This is a genomic window from Paenactinomyces guangxiensis (assembly GCF_016055185.1).
Taxonomy (GTDB): Bacteria; Bacillota; Bacilli; order Thermoactinomycetales; family Thermoactinomycetaceae; genus Paenactinomyces; species Paenactinomyces guangxiensis.
On the sequence record NZ_JAECVR010000003.1, the window covers coordinates 71,555 to 88,914 of the forward strand.

17 protein-coding genes are annotated in these 17,360 nt (G+C 46.8%); all 17 read right to left on the reverse strand.

The features are described 5' to 3' along the window. Nucleotides 1-11 precede the first annotated feature (11 nt). Nucleotides 12-710, reverse strand: a complete 699-nt coding sequence (locus I8U27_RS04765; RefSeq protein WP_181751477.1) for a YggS family pyridoxal phosphate-dependent enzyme — start codon at nt 708-710, stop codon at nt 12-14. Beyond that, on the reverse strand, nt 710-1,540 hold the full coding sequence (gene pgeF, locus I8U27_RS04770; protein WP_181751478.1) for a peptidoglycan editing factor PgeF: 831 nt from the start codon (nt 1,538-1,540) through the stop codon (nt 710-712). Before pgeF ends, I8U27_RS04765 begins: the two co-directional genes overlap by 1 nt. 51 nt (nt 1,541-1,591) lie before the next feature. Next, nucleotides 1,592-1,891, reverse strand: coding sequence for a YlmC/YmxH family sporulation protein (locus tag I8U27_RS04775; protein WP_181751479.1), 300 nt, complete (start codon nt 1,889-1,891; stop codon nt 1,592-1,594). Between the two features lie 167 nt (nt 1,892-2,058). Next, entirely contained in the window at nt 2,059-3,378 is a 1,320-nt protein-coding gene (locus I8U27_RS04780; protein WP_181751480.1) for a vWA domain-containing protein, read from the reverse strand. 267 nt (nt 3,379-3,645) lie between these two features. Then, the gene (sigG, locus tag I8U27_RS04785; RefSeq protein WP_181751481.1) at nt 3,646-4,422 is read right to left on the reverse strand and encodes an RNA polymerase sporulation sigma factor SigG; all 777 of its coding nucleotides are present in this window, start codon (nt 4,420-4,422) and stop codon (nt 3,646-3,648) included. A 70-nt stretch (nt 4,423-4,492) separates the two neighbouring features. Then, complete coding sequence (sigE, locus tag I8U27_RS04790) at nt 4,493-5,215, reverse strand: RNA polymerase sporulation sigma factor SigE (RefSeq protein WP_181751482.1); 723 nt, start codon at nt 5,213-5,215, stop codon at nt 4,493-4,495. Nucleotides 5,216-5,251: 36 nt separating this feature from the next. Further along, nucleotides 5,252-6,157, reverse strand: coding sequence for a sigma-E processing peptidase SpoIIGA (gene spoIIGA / locus I8U27_RS04795; RefSeq protein WP_181751483.1), 906 nt, complete (start codon nt 6,155-6,157; stop codon nt 5,252-5,254). A 164-nt stretch (nt 6,158-6,321) separates the two neighbouring features. Continuing rightward, nucleotides 6,322-7,479 (reverse strand): cell division protein FtsZ, encoded by a 1,158-nt coding sequence (ftsZ, locus tag I8U27_RS04800; protein WP_181751484.1) that lies wholly within the window; start codon nt 7,477-7,479, stop codon nt 6,322-6,324. A gap of 50 nt (nt 7,480-7,529) precedes the next feature. After that, a complete protein-coding gene (gene ftsA / locus I8U27_RS04805) occupies nt 7,530-8,768 on the reverse strand; it encodes a cell division protein FtsA (protein ID WP_181751485.1) in 1,239 nt (412 codons plus the stop codon). Nucleotides 8,769-8,961: 193 nt separating this feature from the next. Beyond that, entirely contained in the window at nt 8,962-9,699 is a 738-nt protein-coding gene (locus tag I8U27_RS04810) for a cell division protein FtsQ/DivIB (protein WP_181751486.1), read from the reverse strand. Nucleotides 9,700-10,027: 328 nt separating this feature from the next. Continuing rightward, a complete protein-coding gene (locus I8U27_RS20910) occupies nt 10,028-10,159 on the reverse strand; it encodes a hypothetical protein (RefSeq protein ID WP_258567759.1) in 132 nt (43 codons plus the stop codon). Nucleotides 10,160-10,301: 142 nt separating this feature from the next. Beyond that, nucleotides 10,302-11,567 (reverse strand): UDP-N-acetylglucosamine 1-carboxyvinyltransferase, encoded by a 1,266-nt coding sequence (murA, locus tag I8U27_RS04815; RefSeq protein WP_181751487.1) that lies wholly within the window; start codon nt 11,565-11,567, stop codon nt 10,302-10,304. 15 nt (nt 11,568-11,582) lie between these two features. Next, nucleotides 11,583-12,494 carry a UDP-N-acetylmuramate dehydrogenase gene (gene murB / locus I8U27_RS04820; protein WP_181751488.1) on the reverse strand — a complete coding sequence of 304 codons (912 nt, stop codon included), beginning with the start codon at nt 12,492-12,494 and terminating at the stop codon, nt 11,583-11,585. Nucleotides 12,495-12,609: 115 nt separating this feature from the next. After that, nucleotides 12,610-13,725 carry an undecaprenyldiphospho-muramoylpentapeptide beta-N-acetylglucosaminyltransferase gene (murG, locus tag I8U27_RS04825; RefSeq protein ID WP_309506114.1) on the reverse strand — a complete coding sequence of 372 codons (1,116 nt, stop codon included), beginning with the start codon at nt 13,723-13,725 and terminating at the stop codon, nt 12,610-12,612. A 24-nt stretch (nt 13,726-13,749) separates the two neighbouring features. Next, a complete protein-coding gene (spoVE, locus tag I8U27_RS04830) occupies nt 13,750-14,850 on the reverse strand; it encodes a stage V sporulation protein E (RefSeq protein WP_181751489.1) in 1,101 nt (366 codons plus the stop codon). A 35-nt stretch (nt 14,851-14,885) separates the two neighbouring features. Continuing rightward, nucleotides 14,886-16,331, reverse strand: coding sequence for a UDP-N-acetylmuramoyl-L-alanine--D-glutamate ligase (gene murD / locus I8U27_RS04835; protein ID WP_181751490.1), 1,446 nt, complete (start codon nt 16,329-16,331; stop codon nt 14,886-14,888). Beyond that, nucleotides 16,332-17,360, reverse strand: coding sequence for a phospho-N-acetylmuramoyl-pentapeptide-transferase (gene mraY, locus I8U27_RS04840; RefSeq protein ID WP_181751491.1), 1,029 nt, complete (start codon nt 17,358-17,360; stop codon nt 16,332-16,334). It abuts the gene before it with no gap.

Sequence of the window (17,360 nt, forward strand, 5' to 3'; positions counted from 1 at the left end):
TCCTTATAAGGTTACCCTCCCCGCATTCCTCCTCCAACCAACACAGATCCGAGGCGGACCCATGTAGCCCCTTCCTCAATGGCTACGTCAAAATCCCGGGACATACCCATTGACAAATGAGGGATGCGTAAACGGGGCTGGTTTAACCGTTGGATTTTTTCTTGCAAACGCTTTAGCTCACGAAAAACAGGGCGTACTTCTTCCGGGTTATCCACAATAGGTGCCATCGTCATCAGCCCGATAATCTCAATAGAAGATAAATTCGCCACTTCCCGTGCAAACTCTTCTAATTCGCGAGGAGGAATTCCAAATTTTGTAACCTCACCTGAAACATTGACTTGAATAAAGCAGCGAAGGGGTTTATTTTTCTGCCGAATTCTGCGGTCAATTTCCTCGGCTAAGGAAAAACGGTCCAGCGAATGCAGATATGTAAACCGCCCCACCACCTCTTTCACTTTGTTGCGTTGCAGGTGCCCGATAAAATGCCAGGTACCCCGATCACCCAGCGATTTCCATTTTGGCACAGCATCTTGGACCCGGCTTTCACCGATATGGTCCAAACCCAAATCGAGTACACGGCTTGTCCGTTCCGAATCCACGTACTTCGTTACTGCCACCACATGAACCGTATTTGGATCTCGACCGACTCGGTGACATGCTTTCTGTATCCGCTGTTGTATATGTTCCCACCGATTTGTAAGTTCGTCCATCAAGATCCCCTTTCTCTTTTTCCGATCCAGGCAACCATCCGCCCTGTCTTCCCACGATCGCGGCGATGTGAATAGAAGTAGTCTTTATCGCAGCTGGTACACCACTTCGTGAGCTGAATGTGCCCGGGTGACACTCCCTCACGTTTCAATAGTTCAGCGTTAGCCTGTCTTAAGTCCAACTGCCATTTGCCCGGAATATGGCTAACTGCGATTGTTTGCAAAGTGTCAGCTTCTGAAATGACCTGTTGAAGCGGTTCGATCACACGCTCGTCAACCTCATAACAGCAAGAGCCAATCGACGGGCCGATTGCCACCCGAATTTCCTCCCGTTTGGCTCCTAGCTGAAGCAGCTTTTGCACCATTTGAATGCCGATCCCCTGAACAGTTCCTTTCCAGCCGGCGTGTGCCACCCCGACAAAGTCAATATCCGGACTATAAAAATATAAGGGTACACAGTCTGCATAATAAGAAGCGAGCAAAATATCCGGTTCTCCTGTAATCATCCCATCGGTCCCGGAAAAGGCCGATTCACGGGAGTCACACCCTTTTCCACGATCCGCAGCTGTTACCTGTTCCACATGTGTCCCGTGTACTTGTTCCCCACAGGTCCATGCGGTAAACGGTATTCCCAGCTGTTTAGCCAGGAGTTTCCGGTTTTCAATCACTTGCTCTGGACGATCCCCCACATGGAGTGCATAGTTGCGGCAATGAATATCTTCCCCGTTTCTTCTGGCGCTGAAACCCACAACGAGGTGCGGGAATTCCTTTTCCCACAAATCAAGGGAAAAATAGGGAATATTTAGCATATCGTGATATTTAAATGGTTCCATACACTCTCCTCCTCGTATCATATTACCATATCTTTGCTTATTGACAAAGTGTCAGATGCTGCTCTCTTCATGAGGGACGTTTAACCATGGACGATTTCCGTGACCAGCATCCGCTGCCCGCCCATCCAGACGAACAAGAATCACGTCTGAACCAATCTTTACAATTTGCTTCCACGGGATAATCCACTCCTGCCCTCCGGCCAGCCAGCCAAACAACCTGGTTTCTCCCGGTACCACAATCGCCTTGATCTCCCCTTGACGCAAATCAAGCTCCAAATCATAAATCTGCCCCAATTTCCGGCCATCTGATATATTTACCACATCTTTCGCTTGCAACTCTGAAATTTTCATCGCCGTTTTCCCCCGCTTATCACCCATCTTTTATTTTTATGTATATGTCCGGCTTTAACAAAATGTACAAGAGACGAATATACCACCGTTCCGGATATTATGAGAAACTACCTATACAAAAAAGCCGTAAATCCGACAGAACCCGAATTTACGGCTTAATTAAGATTTTATTCTTTAATTGCTTCTTCCGCTTTACGGAACGCCTCTTTTACTTTCTCCTCTTCTTTGTCCCAACGGTCTGAGAAGTAATTTGAGATCAACTCTCTCCGCTTGTTCAGTTTATCGTTTAGAGTCCCATCATAACCTCCTACACCTTTTGCCAGCTGATTATTTTCCTCTAAAAACTCAGCGGCAGCGTCGAGGCGTTCGCTCTCCTTTTCCATTATATTGTAAACCTTGCCCGGGAGGCCCGGATTTTGGCTGAGGACAGATCTTAAGTAGTTATCATATCTCATCTGCGTCTGAACCGAATTTAAAGCGTTGTTTGTCTGTCTGTTCAAGTTTTCCAACAATACACCCAAATCGGATAAGGCCTCCAAACCACTCTCCATCTCTGCGGAGGATTCAACCGCTTTAAATTCCCCTCCCCCTGCCTTTGCCACTTGTTCCAACACTTTTTTGCTCTCTTCATCGAGATCAAAACCGATAATGTTCACAATCGCTTCAATATCCGATTCATGCAGGGCTCTCGCTTCTTGTTCCGGGTTTCCTCCGCAGGTTTCAAGTCCGTCACTTACAACATAAACTACTTTTTTCGCATCCGGGTCGCCTTGTTTCAGGTCTTCCCCCGCTTGTTTAATCGCCGCAGCCAGCGGTGTCCAGCCGACAGGTTGAAGTTGACTGACGGCACTGTCAAAAGAGGAGGGGTCATAAGGCTTCAGTGAATAAATTTCTTCTGTGCTGGCACAGGAGACCGCTTTATCTTTTTCTTTATTGCTTCCTTTATGGCCATAAACCCTCAGCGATACCTTCGTATCTTCCGAAAGATTGGAAGCAAAATGTTTGACCGCAGTTTTGGCCTCATCCATTTTGGTATTGCCGTTCACTTTGCCCGCCATACTTCCGCTCGAATCTACCAGAATAGCAATATTGGTCTTTTGTTTCTTTTCTTTTGTACCATTGCCGCTTTTATTGCCATCTGAATCAGAACCTTTAACGGGACCGAGCAGTTCCAATTCCGGATTAAATTGATCTAACTCTTTTACGATTGACATATAATCTTCAGCCAGTAAAGGAATCAGAGCCTCATATGCCTGGTCAGCCGTTAAATTATTCGGAAGCTTTGACAGTTCAGACTGCAACTTCTTAGAATCGTATTGATCTCCGGCATATTTGCCCGGACCGTCCCTCAGCATCTCCTCCGCCGTTGTTCCTGCCTTTTTCTTTGGAGGAATCTCTTTATTCTTTTCTCCTGTCTGTAATGAACACGCCGCTGTGAAGTTCAATAATAAGACCGCCAGGAAAAAAAGAATGGATCTTTTAAACAACCTTCTCCCACCTGTTCTGTCTCATGATATGCAGTAGCATGAATGGAAACCGTGTTTTACAGGATTCCTTTATGCATAAAGCAAATCCAATATATAAACAATTCCAGTAAAAAATAATATCATAAATCATTTTATTTAAATAAACATGTTTTTGAAGATATTTTAACCATTTTGTAAACTTTTTAATTTTAACCTTTTTGCTTGCGTTATCAAAAATAAAAAACCCAACTACCTTCACCACAGGTTATTGGGTTCAATTATTGCATTCTAATTAATAAATTTATTCATCTGGTTAATAGCTGCTTTTTCCAGGCGGGAAACTTGCGCCTGTGAAATTCCGATTTCATCTGCCACTTCCATTTGCGTCTTTCCTTCAAAAAAGCGCATGGATAAGATCATTTTTTCCCGGTCATTGAGTCTTCCCAGAGCCTCTTTTAAAGCGATTTCTTCGACCCACTGCACATCTTTCGTCTTATCATCGCTCAGTTGATCCATGACGAAAATCGGGTCGCCTCCATCCTGATAAACCGGCTCAAACAGCGAGACAGGATCCTGGATCGCATCCAGAGCAAATACAACATCCTCTTTAGGTACATTTAGCACCTCAGATATTTCATGAATTGTAGGTTCACGGGAATGCCGGTTCGTTAATGTATCTCTTACTTGCAGAGCTTTGTAAGCGATATCCCGGAGCGAGCGGGATACCCGGATTGGATTATTATCCCTCAAGTATCGCCGAATCTCCCCGATAATCATGGGAACTGCATAAGTGGAAAACTTAACATTTTGCCCCAGATCGAAGTTGTCAATGGCTTTCATCAACCCGATGCAACCGACTTGAAATAAATCATCCACACATTCCCCGCGATTATTAAAGCGCTGGATTACACTCAAGACCAGCCGCAGATTTCCGTTGACCAACTTTTCACGGGCAGAACGGTCTCCTTCCTGTAGTTCTTTAAACAGTACACGCATTTCCTGGTTTTTGAGTACAGGGAGCTTTGATGTATCTACGCCGCAAATTTCCACTTTGTTCCGCGCCATGAATTCCCCTCCTCAGGATGGATTCATGTTAAGTATCTCCTGAGTTGGGAAATTTATAATGGGCAAGAAATTAAACCATTTTATTGAATTCTTTACGCAATCTCTTAATAATTCTTTTTTCTAAGCGTGAAATATAAGATTGAGAAATACCGAGAAGATCTGCGACATCTTTTTGGGTTTTCTCTTCTCCCCCATCCAAGCCAAACCGGAGAACCATAATTTTGCGCTCTCTATCAGACAGATTTGATAGGGCCATTCGCAAAATCTTCTTGTCTACTTCGTCTTCAATATCCCGGTAGATGGTATCATTTTCTGTCCCCATTACATCTGAAAGCAGAAGTTCATTTCCATCCCAATCCGTATTAAGTGGTTCATCAAAAGAGACTTCGGAACGTATCTTGTTATTACGGCGCAAGAACATCAGAATTTCATTTTCGATACAGCGGGAAGCATAGGTGGCCAGTTTGATTTTTTTGGTAGGATCAAACGTATTGACAGCTTTAATAAGTCCAATGGTTCCAATGGAAACAAGATCTTCGATGTTGATTCCCGTATTCTCAAACTTACGTGCAATGTATACGACAAGCCGTAAGTTTCGCTCGATTAACATTGCCCGAACCGCGGTATCCCCACTCGGCAAGCGTTCGAGCAAGTGTTCTTCTTCTTCGCGCGAAAGTGGGGGCGGCAATGCCTCACTTCCGCCGATGTAGTACATTTCCTCGCCTTTTAAGCCGATCTGGATCAGAATTCGATACCAAAATAGCTGGATGAGCAACTTCCACTTGACGATCATAAATTCGCCCCCTCATCAGTTTTCGGTTTTTTCCGTTCATACAGACAAGCAGGAGGGATGAATAATCGCTTGGTAAGTCCCGTCGGATGAGAGACGTCCGACATCTATACCTATGAGAACTTTCCCAACATTATTCCACTGATTTTCTTTTAAAATTTTAACCTGGTCCGGTTTTAAAGCGATCATCATTTCCCCTTTATTTCCCGCGACCCGGTAAGGGATGACCCTCACTTTTGTCATCCATTCCGGCGGCAACATGAGCCAGCCTTTCTCCCAGTCTTTCTCCTGAACCATTTGCTTCAGTTGAAGAGGCAATCTGCTTTCCAGCTGCTCCAGTTCAACCATCATGACAGGAGTGCGGGTGACGGGATCACGCAACTGGTTACCCGTATCAATGAGACCTGTACACTCAACTTCTTTTCCGCCTATCGACAATTTAATTTGTGTAAGATATTGGTTTACGGTTTGCCTTTCTTCTAAAGAGCGGAGCGAGTATTTGGTATAACCCCAGACCAGGGGAAAACCACAGATGATCAACAATAAAGAAACGGGAGAGCCCCAGCCGTTCGCAGACTGGGTTAAAAAAATTCCCCCGGCCACCTGGCTGTCCCCTGTAAACACATAGTGCAAAGCGATCAACGCTCCTCCGGCAATAAAGCAAACAAGATAGAAAACCCCCAAGTTTCTGAGGTAGGAGGTTGGATGGCGGAACCCGTAAGCAATCCATACCATGACCATAGACACCAAAATCTTTATCGGGAAAAAGAAAGCCAGAGCAAACTGGGGCCACAGCTGCAGCATTGAATACATTCCGCCCACAGCGGCTGCCGACAGAAGGCGCCACATGCTCGTTTTCTGTTTGCGAATCCCTGATGTCAGCCATAGCAGCAAAAAATCTATGTATCCATTGAGGAGGAATATCAAATCCGCATAGACAACCAATCGAGAGTCCCTCCTCAAACTGAAGTGAGATTAGTATATATTAATCTTTATTTCAAAGTCTGTCTAAACTTGCCAGTTGCGAATGACTTTTTTCGTCGAACCATAAAAAAGATGCCCCTGTTGGGAGCATCTTTTTACCTTTGCCGGTGACTGCACAGTCCGTTCTATTTATTTTTGCCGAATTTATTGCGCAGGAAGGTAGGGACTTCCAGGTGATCATAATTAGAACTGTCCGTTTTTGATTCATCTCTCTGGTTACGGCCATTAAAGGGAGTAAACAACTGCTCACGATCTTTATAGCCGGAATCATTTCCAAATATGGGCTTGCTGCTTTTACCAGCCTGTGTTGCTGCTTTTTCCTGCTGTTTATGATCAAAGCCCGTGGCAATAACCGTAACTTGAATCTCATCTTTCAGATCTTCATTGATAACTGCCCCGAAAATCATGTTGACTTCCGGATCGGAGGCGGAAGCAACAATATCGGCTGCTTCGTGCACCTCGTACAGACTGAGGTTGGTCCCCCCCGTAATGTTCATCAAAACACCGCGGGCACCATTGATGGAGGTTTCCAGCAGGGGGCTGCAAATAGCTTTTTTCGCCGCTTCGGCCGCCCGGGATTCACCAGTGGCTGTACCGATTCCCATTAAGGCAGAACCCCGCTCAGTCATAATCGTTCTCACATCGGCAAAATCGAGGTTAATAAGACCCGGTACGGCAATCAAATCCGAAATACCCTGTACACCCTGGCGCAGTACATTATCTGCTTCGCGGAAAGCCTCTAGCATCGGTGTATTTTTTTCCACAATTTCCAACAGGCGATCGTTGGGAATCACAATTAATGTGTCCACACTCTCTTTTAAGGCGGCTACTCCCTGTTCTGCCTGGTTGGATCTTTTTCTTCCTTCAAAGGTAAACGGCTTGGTCACAACTCCTACCGTCAGGGCACCCAGATCGCGGGCAATCTGAGCAATCTCCGGGGCAGCTCCTGTCCCGGTCCCTCCGCCCATTCCGGCGGTCACAAATACCATATCGGCACCTTTTAACACGTTTTCAATCTGTTCCTGGCTTTCTTCCGCCGCTTTTTTACCAATCTCAGGTTTTGCCCCGGCTCCTAAGCCACGGGTCAGTTTTTCACCGATTTGCAGACGGACAGGTGCCTTGGAACGATTCAAAGCCTGGGCGTCCGTATTGACGGCAATAAACTCCACTCCTTGAACTCCGGCTTCTATCATCCGGTTCACGGCATTGCTACCGCCGCCCCCAATACCGATTACTTTAATCTGGGCAATTTGTTCAATATCGTCCAAGTCAAAATTCAACATAACTAAGTCCCTCCATTAACTCATTGAACATAGATAATGCTTGCCGCACCCTAGATAAATTCGCTTAACCAACTCTTCACACGTTCAAATGTGGAAGGGCCTCGCTGGTTTTTTTGACGGGGTGCGTGTGCTGATCTGGGTTCAGCAATTTGAGGAATGCCGCGTTTTTGAAGATATTGAATCATCCCAACGCCACCGGTATAGGAGGGCTCTTTCATCCCTATATTCTTCGGTGTCGCAATCCGAACGGCAGTACCCAGTTGTTTTTGAGCTACGTCAATAATTTTTGATGTTGCCATCACACCGCCCGTCAAGACATATCCCCCGGCAGGTTCATCAGAAAATCCCATTGCTTTCACTTGCTGTCGAATCAAATGAAACATCTCTTCGACACGCGGTTCAATAATTTGTGCCAATTCAAGCTGAGAGACTGTTCTCTCCCGGCTTGTCCCAATCGTTTGCACTTGAAAGGTTTCTTTCAAAGAAGCATGTTCGCTACTGGCAATTCCATGTTTGCACTTAATCTTCTCAGCGGCTTCGGTATGAGTTCGTAAACCGATAGCAATATCGTTGGTGATGTACTCACCGCCAATGGGGATGACCGATGTTCCAACAAGATGACCCTGTTGGAAAACTGTCAGCGTAGTAGTGCCTCCTCCAAGATCGGCCATGACGACTCCGAGATTTTTTTCGTCGGCTGACAGGCATAGTTCGCTGACAGCCAGAGGTAAGAACAGCATTCCTGCAATGCTCAAGCCTGCTTTTTCAACACAGCGCAACAAGTTGTGGATGATCGTTTTGGTTCCGGTCACAATAATAGCATCAACTTCGAGCCGAACCCCAATCATTCCGTTTGGATCGCGGATATCATCTAAACCGTCAACGATAAATTGCTTGGGGACAACTTCTATAATGGCACGTTCCGGTGGCAAGGCAATAACTCGAGCAGCTTGCAATACGCGGTCAATATCATGAAAGCTAATCTCTCTGTCTTCACTGGATACCGCCACTACTCCGTGACTTGATTGCAAAGACACATGATTTCCCGATACTCCCACGTAAACCTCTGAAATCTCTATACCAACCATCCGCTCAGCATGATCTACTGCTTTGCGGATAGATTGCACCGCCTGGTCGATATTGATGATGGCTCCCTTCTTCATCCCCTTGGATTCTGCTGTTCCGACACCTACAATGTGTGTAGTTCCTTCCGAGTTGTATTCTGCAACGATAACGCGTACTTGTGAAGATCCAATGTCTAAACAAATGATGAAATCTTCAGTGCTCAATCTTGGGCACCTCCTTGCCCGAGAGTCGATTTCATGATGAAAAGTGGCTGTTCTTTTTTTACCAGATAGGGATAGGGAGGAAATCACTTACAAACCATATTCAACAATGGGTAAGTGTTACCCTTTTTAGCTCCCAACTTTTCTATACCACTGATTTGTATATTTTTACATTATTAACAAGATTCACCATAAATTATTCACTTTTGCCACTGATCGCTTTGTCAGGGGCGAACCAGATGCTTTCCAGTAAATACAGGGTACCACGGGGATGGTTCATCAAAGAGGGATAGTAGCTCATCTTTTCATTTAGATCAGACGCTCTCACAAAGATCTTGTGGTTTCGCCTGCTCCAGATTTCCACTTGATCGGCTTGATCAGGGACGGGCTTGACTGTCTCAATCTCGCGCCGGATCCCGGCTGGCAAGTACGCCAGCTGCCGGACTGCTATTTTTAAAAGCGGATTGGAAGCCGTCCATCCCCTGAACACCGGAATGGAAGTAGGCACTGACGAAACAGGACGATGAGCAAGTATCGAGCCGTCTGCAAGTATCGGAAGGAGTTGTTGGCCTTTTATGCTGAGAATGGCGGTCGAAGGTTTCTCTTGCACATGTATGTATACTTTATTGGGAAAAACCTTTGTCACTTTCACTTGTTTGACTTCTGGTAAAGTTCTCAGGGATTGCTCGGCTGCTCTGCCGCTGACCGTGAAGTAAGAGACTCCTTTGGCAATATGGGTTCGGTCCAATATTTCACGCTCCGACAGCAGTTGATTACCGGTTATCTCAATCCGCTCAATCTCACTGAGTGGAGAACGCAAGAACAGGACAAACAACATTCCCATAAAAAACAAGAAGATGAAACCAAAGACCCAAGGAGACGGGGAACGTTTTTTACCTATCCGCAAAGGAAAAGGTGGGACCCGCCTTTCCATGGCTAACTTCCCCTTTCTTCTTCCTCGCTTGTCCATTCAGATGTTATAGATCAAAAACTAAATCTTCCCTATATATTACCACAAATTAAAAAGGTTAAAAGAACTTTTGTCACAAAAAGAAATTGTAGCAATATGCCTATCTGAGCACCTGATTTCATCATAGCAGATATGAAAGCTTTTCTTACAGTTTGTTGACAAAATTTCCTTTAAGAACAGTGACGGATATTCCCTTTCAAGGGGAAATAAAAAAACAGCGGCACTGTCAAGTGCTACTGTGTCACCCGCTCCATCTAATCGAAGTGAGCTCCGTATCGGGTAAGTAGTGCCATTAAAGAATCCAACAAAAAAGAGCATTCCTCCCCGACCGGCAATCATCGAGGAATCCTGCTAATTTACCGCCAACATCCCCGGCAGTACAAACCTCTTTTTTAGAATGATGATCCATCAGAGGCTTTGACAATCCCCTGCCTCCTGTAAAGGCATACCAGTAAGAATTATGCGTCCTTTACACAACAATTTTCTCATCATTCGGATTATATCCCTAATCATTGGTCCTGCAAATAAACATAAACCCCGCCCCGCTCTGTCAGTTATTTTGAAGTTCAAGGGGAGTCTGTTTCTTTACGGCTAATCTCACCACCCAGTTGCCTAAATACTTTTTCCAATTGGGCATAGCCGCGATCAATATGTTTAACTCCACTCAAAATCGTAGTCCCTTCAGCTGCCAACCCGGCCATTGCCAAAGCGGCTCCTGCACGCAAATCAGTAGCAGATACATGAGTTCCAGACAATTTTGAAACTCCGTGAATGATAACCATATGGCTGTTCACTTGCAAATCTGCACCCATTCTTACCAACTCACGCACATGTTTGAGCCGTGATTCAAAAATTTTCTCTGTCAATCTGCTGGTTCCCTCTGCCAGTGACAGGAGTGTCAACATCTGTGGCTGCATATCTGTAGGAAAACCAGGGTAAGGTTCTGTCATCACATGCTCCAGAGCTTTTAAACGAGCAGGTCCCCGGACCCAGAGACGTCCAGGTTCAGCCTCTATTTGTAAGCCGGTTCGCTTCAAATGGCCCAATACACTGCTCAGATGTTCGGGAATGACATGTTCTAAAATAGCCTCTCCGGCTGTTGCTCCAACTGCTGCCACCAACGTTCCCGCCACAATCCGATCCGGTATAATCTGGTGTGATACAGGTTTGAGCTTCTTGACTCCTTTTATTAGAATGACTGAACTGCCAGCGCCTTGGATCTTTGCGCCCATCTTGTTTAAGAAATTTTGCAGGTCAATAATTTCGGGTTCACGAGCTGCATTTGTGATGATTGTCTGCCCTTCTGCCAGCACTGCCGCCATCATCACATTTTCAGTTGCCCCCACACTTGGAAAGTCCAGCTGTACTTCTGTGCCGGTCAGTTGCGATGTCGAACAATGAATCACTCCATCGTCCTCGATGATCGTTGCGCCCAGCCTGGCTAACCCTTTTAAGTGGATATCAATAGGCCGGCTGCCGATCGCACATCCTCCCGGACGTGTCACACTGACTTGCTGCAAGCGTGCGAGTAATGGTCCCATAAGAAAGATCGAGGAGCGCATCTGGCTCATCAATTCATCCGGAATATGAGTATTTTGGATGGAATAGGTATCTACTTGAATCGTTGTACCGGTTCGTTTGATCTTGGCTCCGAGCGCCTCAAGGATGGAGCACATGGCAGCAATGTCCGTAAGGTCGGGTACATCACTGATTTCATGTACTCCTTCCGTTAATACTGTTGCTGCCAGAATGGGCAAAGCAGCATTTTTTGCTCCTTGAACACGAACGGAGCCGGACAGAGGCTTTCCACCTTTGATGACGAAGTGCTCCAAAGTGCCACCTCCGTTTTACCCTTCACCCACCACTTGAACTTCCGGTTCTAATGTGACATGATACTTTTCTTCGACCGTTTTTATCACATGCTGTATAAGGTTGAGAACGTCGTTTGCTGTCGCCTGTCCCCGATTAATGATAAAGTTGGCGTGTAAAGTTGAAACTTCCGCATCACCGATCCTGAATCCCTTTAACCCGGCTTCCTGAATGAGCCGCCCGGCATGGTCACCCGGTGGATTGCGGAACACACTGCCAGCACACGGAAATTGCAGTGGTTGTGTTTTTCTTCGACGATCCTTGAAACTGGCCAGCGCTGAAGTGATTTCCTTCCTGTCACCAGCCCTCAGTTTAAAAGTGGCCTCGGTTACAATGCCACGCAATTCATTTTGCAAGATGGAGGTGCGGTAGCGAAATTTGAGGTCTTCTTTGGAAAGAGTCACCCATTCTCCGTTCCCGAGCAGGACTTCTGCTGACACAAGCACTTCAGAGATTTCAGAGCCGTGGGCACCTGCATTCATATAAACGGCTCCTCCTACATTACCCGGAATTCCGCCCGCAAACTCTAAACCGGTTAACCCGTGTTTGGCCGTCATCGACGCCAAGAGGATCGTAGAGTAACCCCCACCTGCGATCATTCGGGTACCGTCTGCTTTGATGTAATTAAAACCCTCATCCAGTTTAAAAACGACTCCCCGAATTCCGCCATCCCGGACCAACAAATTAGAACCCCGTCCGATAACTCTCCAGGGCAATTGATACTGGTGCACAATTTGCATTGCCCGTTCCAGTTCCTCTTTGTTACGGGGGTAAATCAACAGATCGGCTGGTCCGCCAACTTTCCATGTGGTATGACGGGACAATGGTTCATTGACTCGCACATTGTTTACTCCGCATTTAGCTAATTCATCTGCAATTTGGTTCTTCATATTCGTCCCTCCTCACTGGATCAAGCGCGGATTGATTCCACCCGAGATTGTTTTAACATAGTTTATGCCAGTAAGCATTTTATGTGACGCGCGCCCACTGGCACCAGATTCATTTTTATGAAACTCGTGTAAGAGCGATTTTTTCCAATTCATCCACTAACACCTCAGCTGCTTGCGGTCGCCCCAGTCGGCGGGCGGCTTCGCTCATTGCATGGTGTACTTCCGTATTTTCAATAATTTTCTTCAACTCTTCCCAAAGGCTTTCGCCGTTACACTCGCTTTCCAACAGCATTTTGGAAGCACCTTGTTCTTCCAGCCAGCGAGCGTTGGCTTCCTGATGATTATTGGTTACATATGGGGAAGGAATAAGGATCGACGGCAGACCAAGGGATGTCAATTCTGCCAGGGTGGAAGCACCTGCCCGTCCAACCACCAAATAGGTGGCCGCCAACACATCGGGCATGTTATAGATAAATGACAGTACATCTAAATTTGGACAATCATCATGAGGAATCTTCGCACGGATCTCTTCATAATGAACTTCTCCGGTTACATAGACAAACTGGACTTGAGGCAGTTCCTTCATGCGGGGAATCATTTGCAAAACTGCTTCATTGATCGCTTTTGCCCCCCGGCTCCCGCCAAAGATCAGAATAATGGGCCGATGGGGGTCTGTGATCCCCAGTGATTTCCTTCCGGCAGCCGCATTGGCTTGTACCACTTCAGTTGCCCGCGGGTTCCCGGTAAAGAGAATCCGATGAGCACGGCTCAGATATTTTTGTGACTCCTCCAAACTGATGGCGACCACATCGACAAAACGGGACAAGAACTTCGTCGTCAGCCCCAGAACAACGTTTTGTTCATGAATTAACGTAGGGATTCCCATCTGATGAGCGGCATAAACGGCCGGTCCGCTTACATAACCGCCCGTTCCCACGACGACATCCGGTTTAAACTCATCTATGTATTGTTTGGATTTTCTCACGGCACGAAGAAACTTCCGGATCGTGTTTACATTTTCCCAGGAAAGGCTTCTTCTAAATCCTTGAATCTCCACCGTATAAAATTGAATATTCCCCTCTTTGGGAACGATTTTAGATTCTAAACCTTTCTCTGTTCCAATATAAGCAATCTCTACGTCAGGATATCTTTTCTTGACAGCTCTGGCAATAGCCAGTGCCGGATAAATGTGACCACCCGTTCCCCCACCGGAAAGCATGATGCGCTTCACAATTTTCCCCTCGCTTTTTTCAGTTCATCTTCTTGTGTAACGGGATAAATTGAGCAGGATCCCGACCGCTGCCAGTGTGAGTGTAAGAGACGAGCCTCCGTAACTTAAAAATGGCAAGGTAATGCCCGTTACCGGAAATGCCCCCGAGACAACACCGATGTTAATGACCGCCTGGATCATGATCATCGCTGTAATTCCTGTTGCCACCAGGCTGGAAAACAGATCAGGTGCACTGATTGCAATCCGGAGTCCCCTCCAGACCACAACGGCAAATAAGATAACGACTGTTCCTGCCCCCAGGAAACCAAGCTCTTCAGCAAAAATGGAAAATATAAAATCCGTATGCGGCTCTGGCAAATAAAGATGTTTCTGCCGGCTCATTCCCAGTCCCAATCCCAATAATCCGCCCGGGCCAATCGCATAGAGAGATTGAATGAGATGGTAACCTGCACCACGCGGGTCCTGCCAGGGATTGAGAAATGCAACGATCCGTTGAATGCGATAGGGCGCAGCCAAAACCAATCCGATAAAGCCTGCCGCTCCCAACATCAGAAATCCGGCAATATGCTTCATTCGCGCCCCAGCAGCAAAGATCAGAATCAGACCGGTTCCGACCAGGACGGTTCCGGTTCCCAAATCCGGCTGCAGCATGATCAGGGCAAAGGCGGCTCCAAGAATAGCCAGACCGGGTAAAAAGCCCTTTGTGAACCGGGTAATTTGAAAGCCCGGCCTGGAAAAAATTTTAGCGAGAAACGCAATCATCGCCAGTTTCATAAACTCCGACGGCTGGATGCTAAAAGCCCCGATCCCCAGCCAACTTCTGGCGCCATTCCGCAAAATCCCGACGCCGGGAATTAAAACGACAGCCAGCAGGACAAAACAGAGAATAAGACCCGGTGCAGCCCATTGCTCAAACTTTTTTCGGTCAATATTAGCAATCAGGAACATCAAAAAAACGCCCAAAGCGGCAAAGAGTAACTGTCGCTTTGCAAAGTAAAAGCTATCCCCGTATTTGTGGTAAGCAAAAGCCGCACTGGCACTGTATACCATTACGACTCCGATCGCCAGCAACAAAAAAATGGCTGCGACAATCACAAAATCGGGCGCCGTTCTCATTTTGTTCATGGGCGTTTCACCTCTTACAAGATTGGGCAAGCTATCTATATTTGAAGACTATGCACCGCTTGTTTAAATATGCTTCCCCGTTCTTCAAAAGAGGTGTACAGGTCCCAACTGGCACAGGCCGGGGACAGGAGAACCACATCTCCCGGCCCGGCAAGGCGGCTGGCTATCACCACAGCCTCTTTCACATCCTGCACCATCCGGCGTTCGTCAATTCCAGCCTCTTTCGCCCGTTCCATAAAAATCGATTTAGTCTGACCGTAAGCGACAACAGCTTTCACCCGTTCCTTCATGACGGGAACGAGCTCCGCAAAGTCAACTCCGCGATCCAAACCGCCGGCAATCCAAACGATCGGTTCATCAAAGGATTGTAATGATTTTATTGCCGCTTCCGCATTTGTCGCTTTTGAATTGTTATAATAAACGGCTCCGCCGATCTCAGCAACATATTCCAGGCGATGTTCCACTCCGTGAAAGGTACGCAGTGTTTCCCGGATTGCATCAACCGGACAGCCGCAAGCCAGGGCGATTGCTGTGGCAGCCAGCGCATTCTCCAGATTAAAATCCCCGCGCATGGCTAACTCGCTCACTGGTAAAATGGGTTGCTCATCCGGAGAAACTTCCTCGGAATGATTATACCACTTCAACATTTTTTCTGTGACAGTCTTCATCTTTTCAACCTGTTCCGGTCTGCGAACCATAATCCGTCCATTGCGGACAAATACACCATGCTGTAATTGCTGAGTCCGGCTGAACCACCAGATGGTGCTGGCAATATTTTCGCTCATTTGCCGGCAAATTTCCGAATCAGCATTTAACACAGCTACATCATTGCCGGTTTGATTTTGGAAAAGACGCCCTTTAGAAGAGATATAATCTTCCATCGTTTGATGGTAGTCCAGGTGCGCGGGAACTACATTTAACAAAGCAGCTACCCGGGGATGAAAGTGGCGGGTTCCTTTCAATTGAAAACTGCTGAGTTCTGCCACCAGCCACTGGTCAGATGTTAATTCTTCCACCACTTCTGTCAACGCTTGTCCGATGTTTCCGGCAACCACGGCATCGATTCCCCCGGCCTGCAACATTTTGCCTACCAGGGTTGTGGTTGTCGTCTTCCCGTTGGAGCCTGTAATCCCAACCAGATGCCCTCTGCTTAAACTCCCGGCAATTTCCACTTCCGTAATTACCGGGATCCCTTTTTCAAGAGCTTGTTGAACCGGTTTTGCCAGGTAAGGGATACCCGGATTTTTTACCAGCAGATCCACTTCCTTATGGATCAGGTTGTCAGGATGCTCCCCACAGATCACCGGAATCCCGGATTGCTCCAACAAACTTGCTTCCGGGCATTGGGAGCGGGGCTTTATGTCGTTGGCAATGACTTTGGCCCCCAGTTTATGCAATAATCTGGCTACGGCTACCCCGCTTCTGGCCAGCCCCAGTACCACCACACGACGGCCTTTCCAATTCTCCGTTTCCTTTATCATCTAAAAAGCCACCTTCAGAAAAACTCCTAATAATGCAAGCAGGAAGCTTGCAAACCAGAATGTTGTCACAACACGCCACTCTGACCAGCCGACCAGTTCAAAGTGGTGATGAAGCGGACTCATGCGAAACACCCGTTTGCCCCGAAATTTAAAAGAGGTTACTTGTATCATGACAGAAAGAGTTTCCACCACAAAAACCCCGCCAATAATGGGCAACAGCAACTCTGTATTGGTGATCACCGCCAGAGCCGCAATTCCGCCTCCGAGGGCAAGAGACCCGGTATCCCCCATAAACACTTTCGCCGGATGGGCATTAAAAACCAGAAACCCGAGCAATGCCCCGACAACAGAGATTGAAAAAATAGTAACGGTGGTATTGCTCTGCAGATACCCGATAATGGCATATGCACCATAAGCACAGGCGGCCGTTCCCGCAACCAGCCCGTCTAATCCGTCCGTCAAATTAACCGCATTGGACGCTCCGATCATCATCACAAGCAGGAGCGGCAAGTATAGCCAGTTTAAGTGGATCGTCCAATCTGTTCCAGGAAGATCGACACTAAAAATGTAAGGGTCCGACGCCTTGGGGCTGGTGCGAACCTCGAGGAGTACCCAGAATAAGACCAGACCAATAAACAGCTGCCCCAATAATTTCTGGTTCGCCGTCAGCCCAAGGCTTCTTTTCATAACTACTTTAATGTAATCATCCAAAAATCCTATAATACCGTAACCTAATAAGGCAAACATTAAAAAGAATAAATCGAAATTAATCATTTGATCCCTGGAGTCCAGCAATGCATAACTGCTAAACGGAACCGCAGTAAGTACGATCGAAGCGAGGATAATCACTCCACCCATCGTAGGGGTGCCCGCTTTTTTCAAATGTGCTTCCGGACCTTCTTCCCGAATGCTTTGTCCAAACTTCAGACGCCTCAAGGTGGGGATAAACATCGGTCCCAGAATCACCCCGATTCCGAAAGCAACAGCGAGCGGAATCAAAATTAAACGAATATCTAATAAATTATCCAT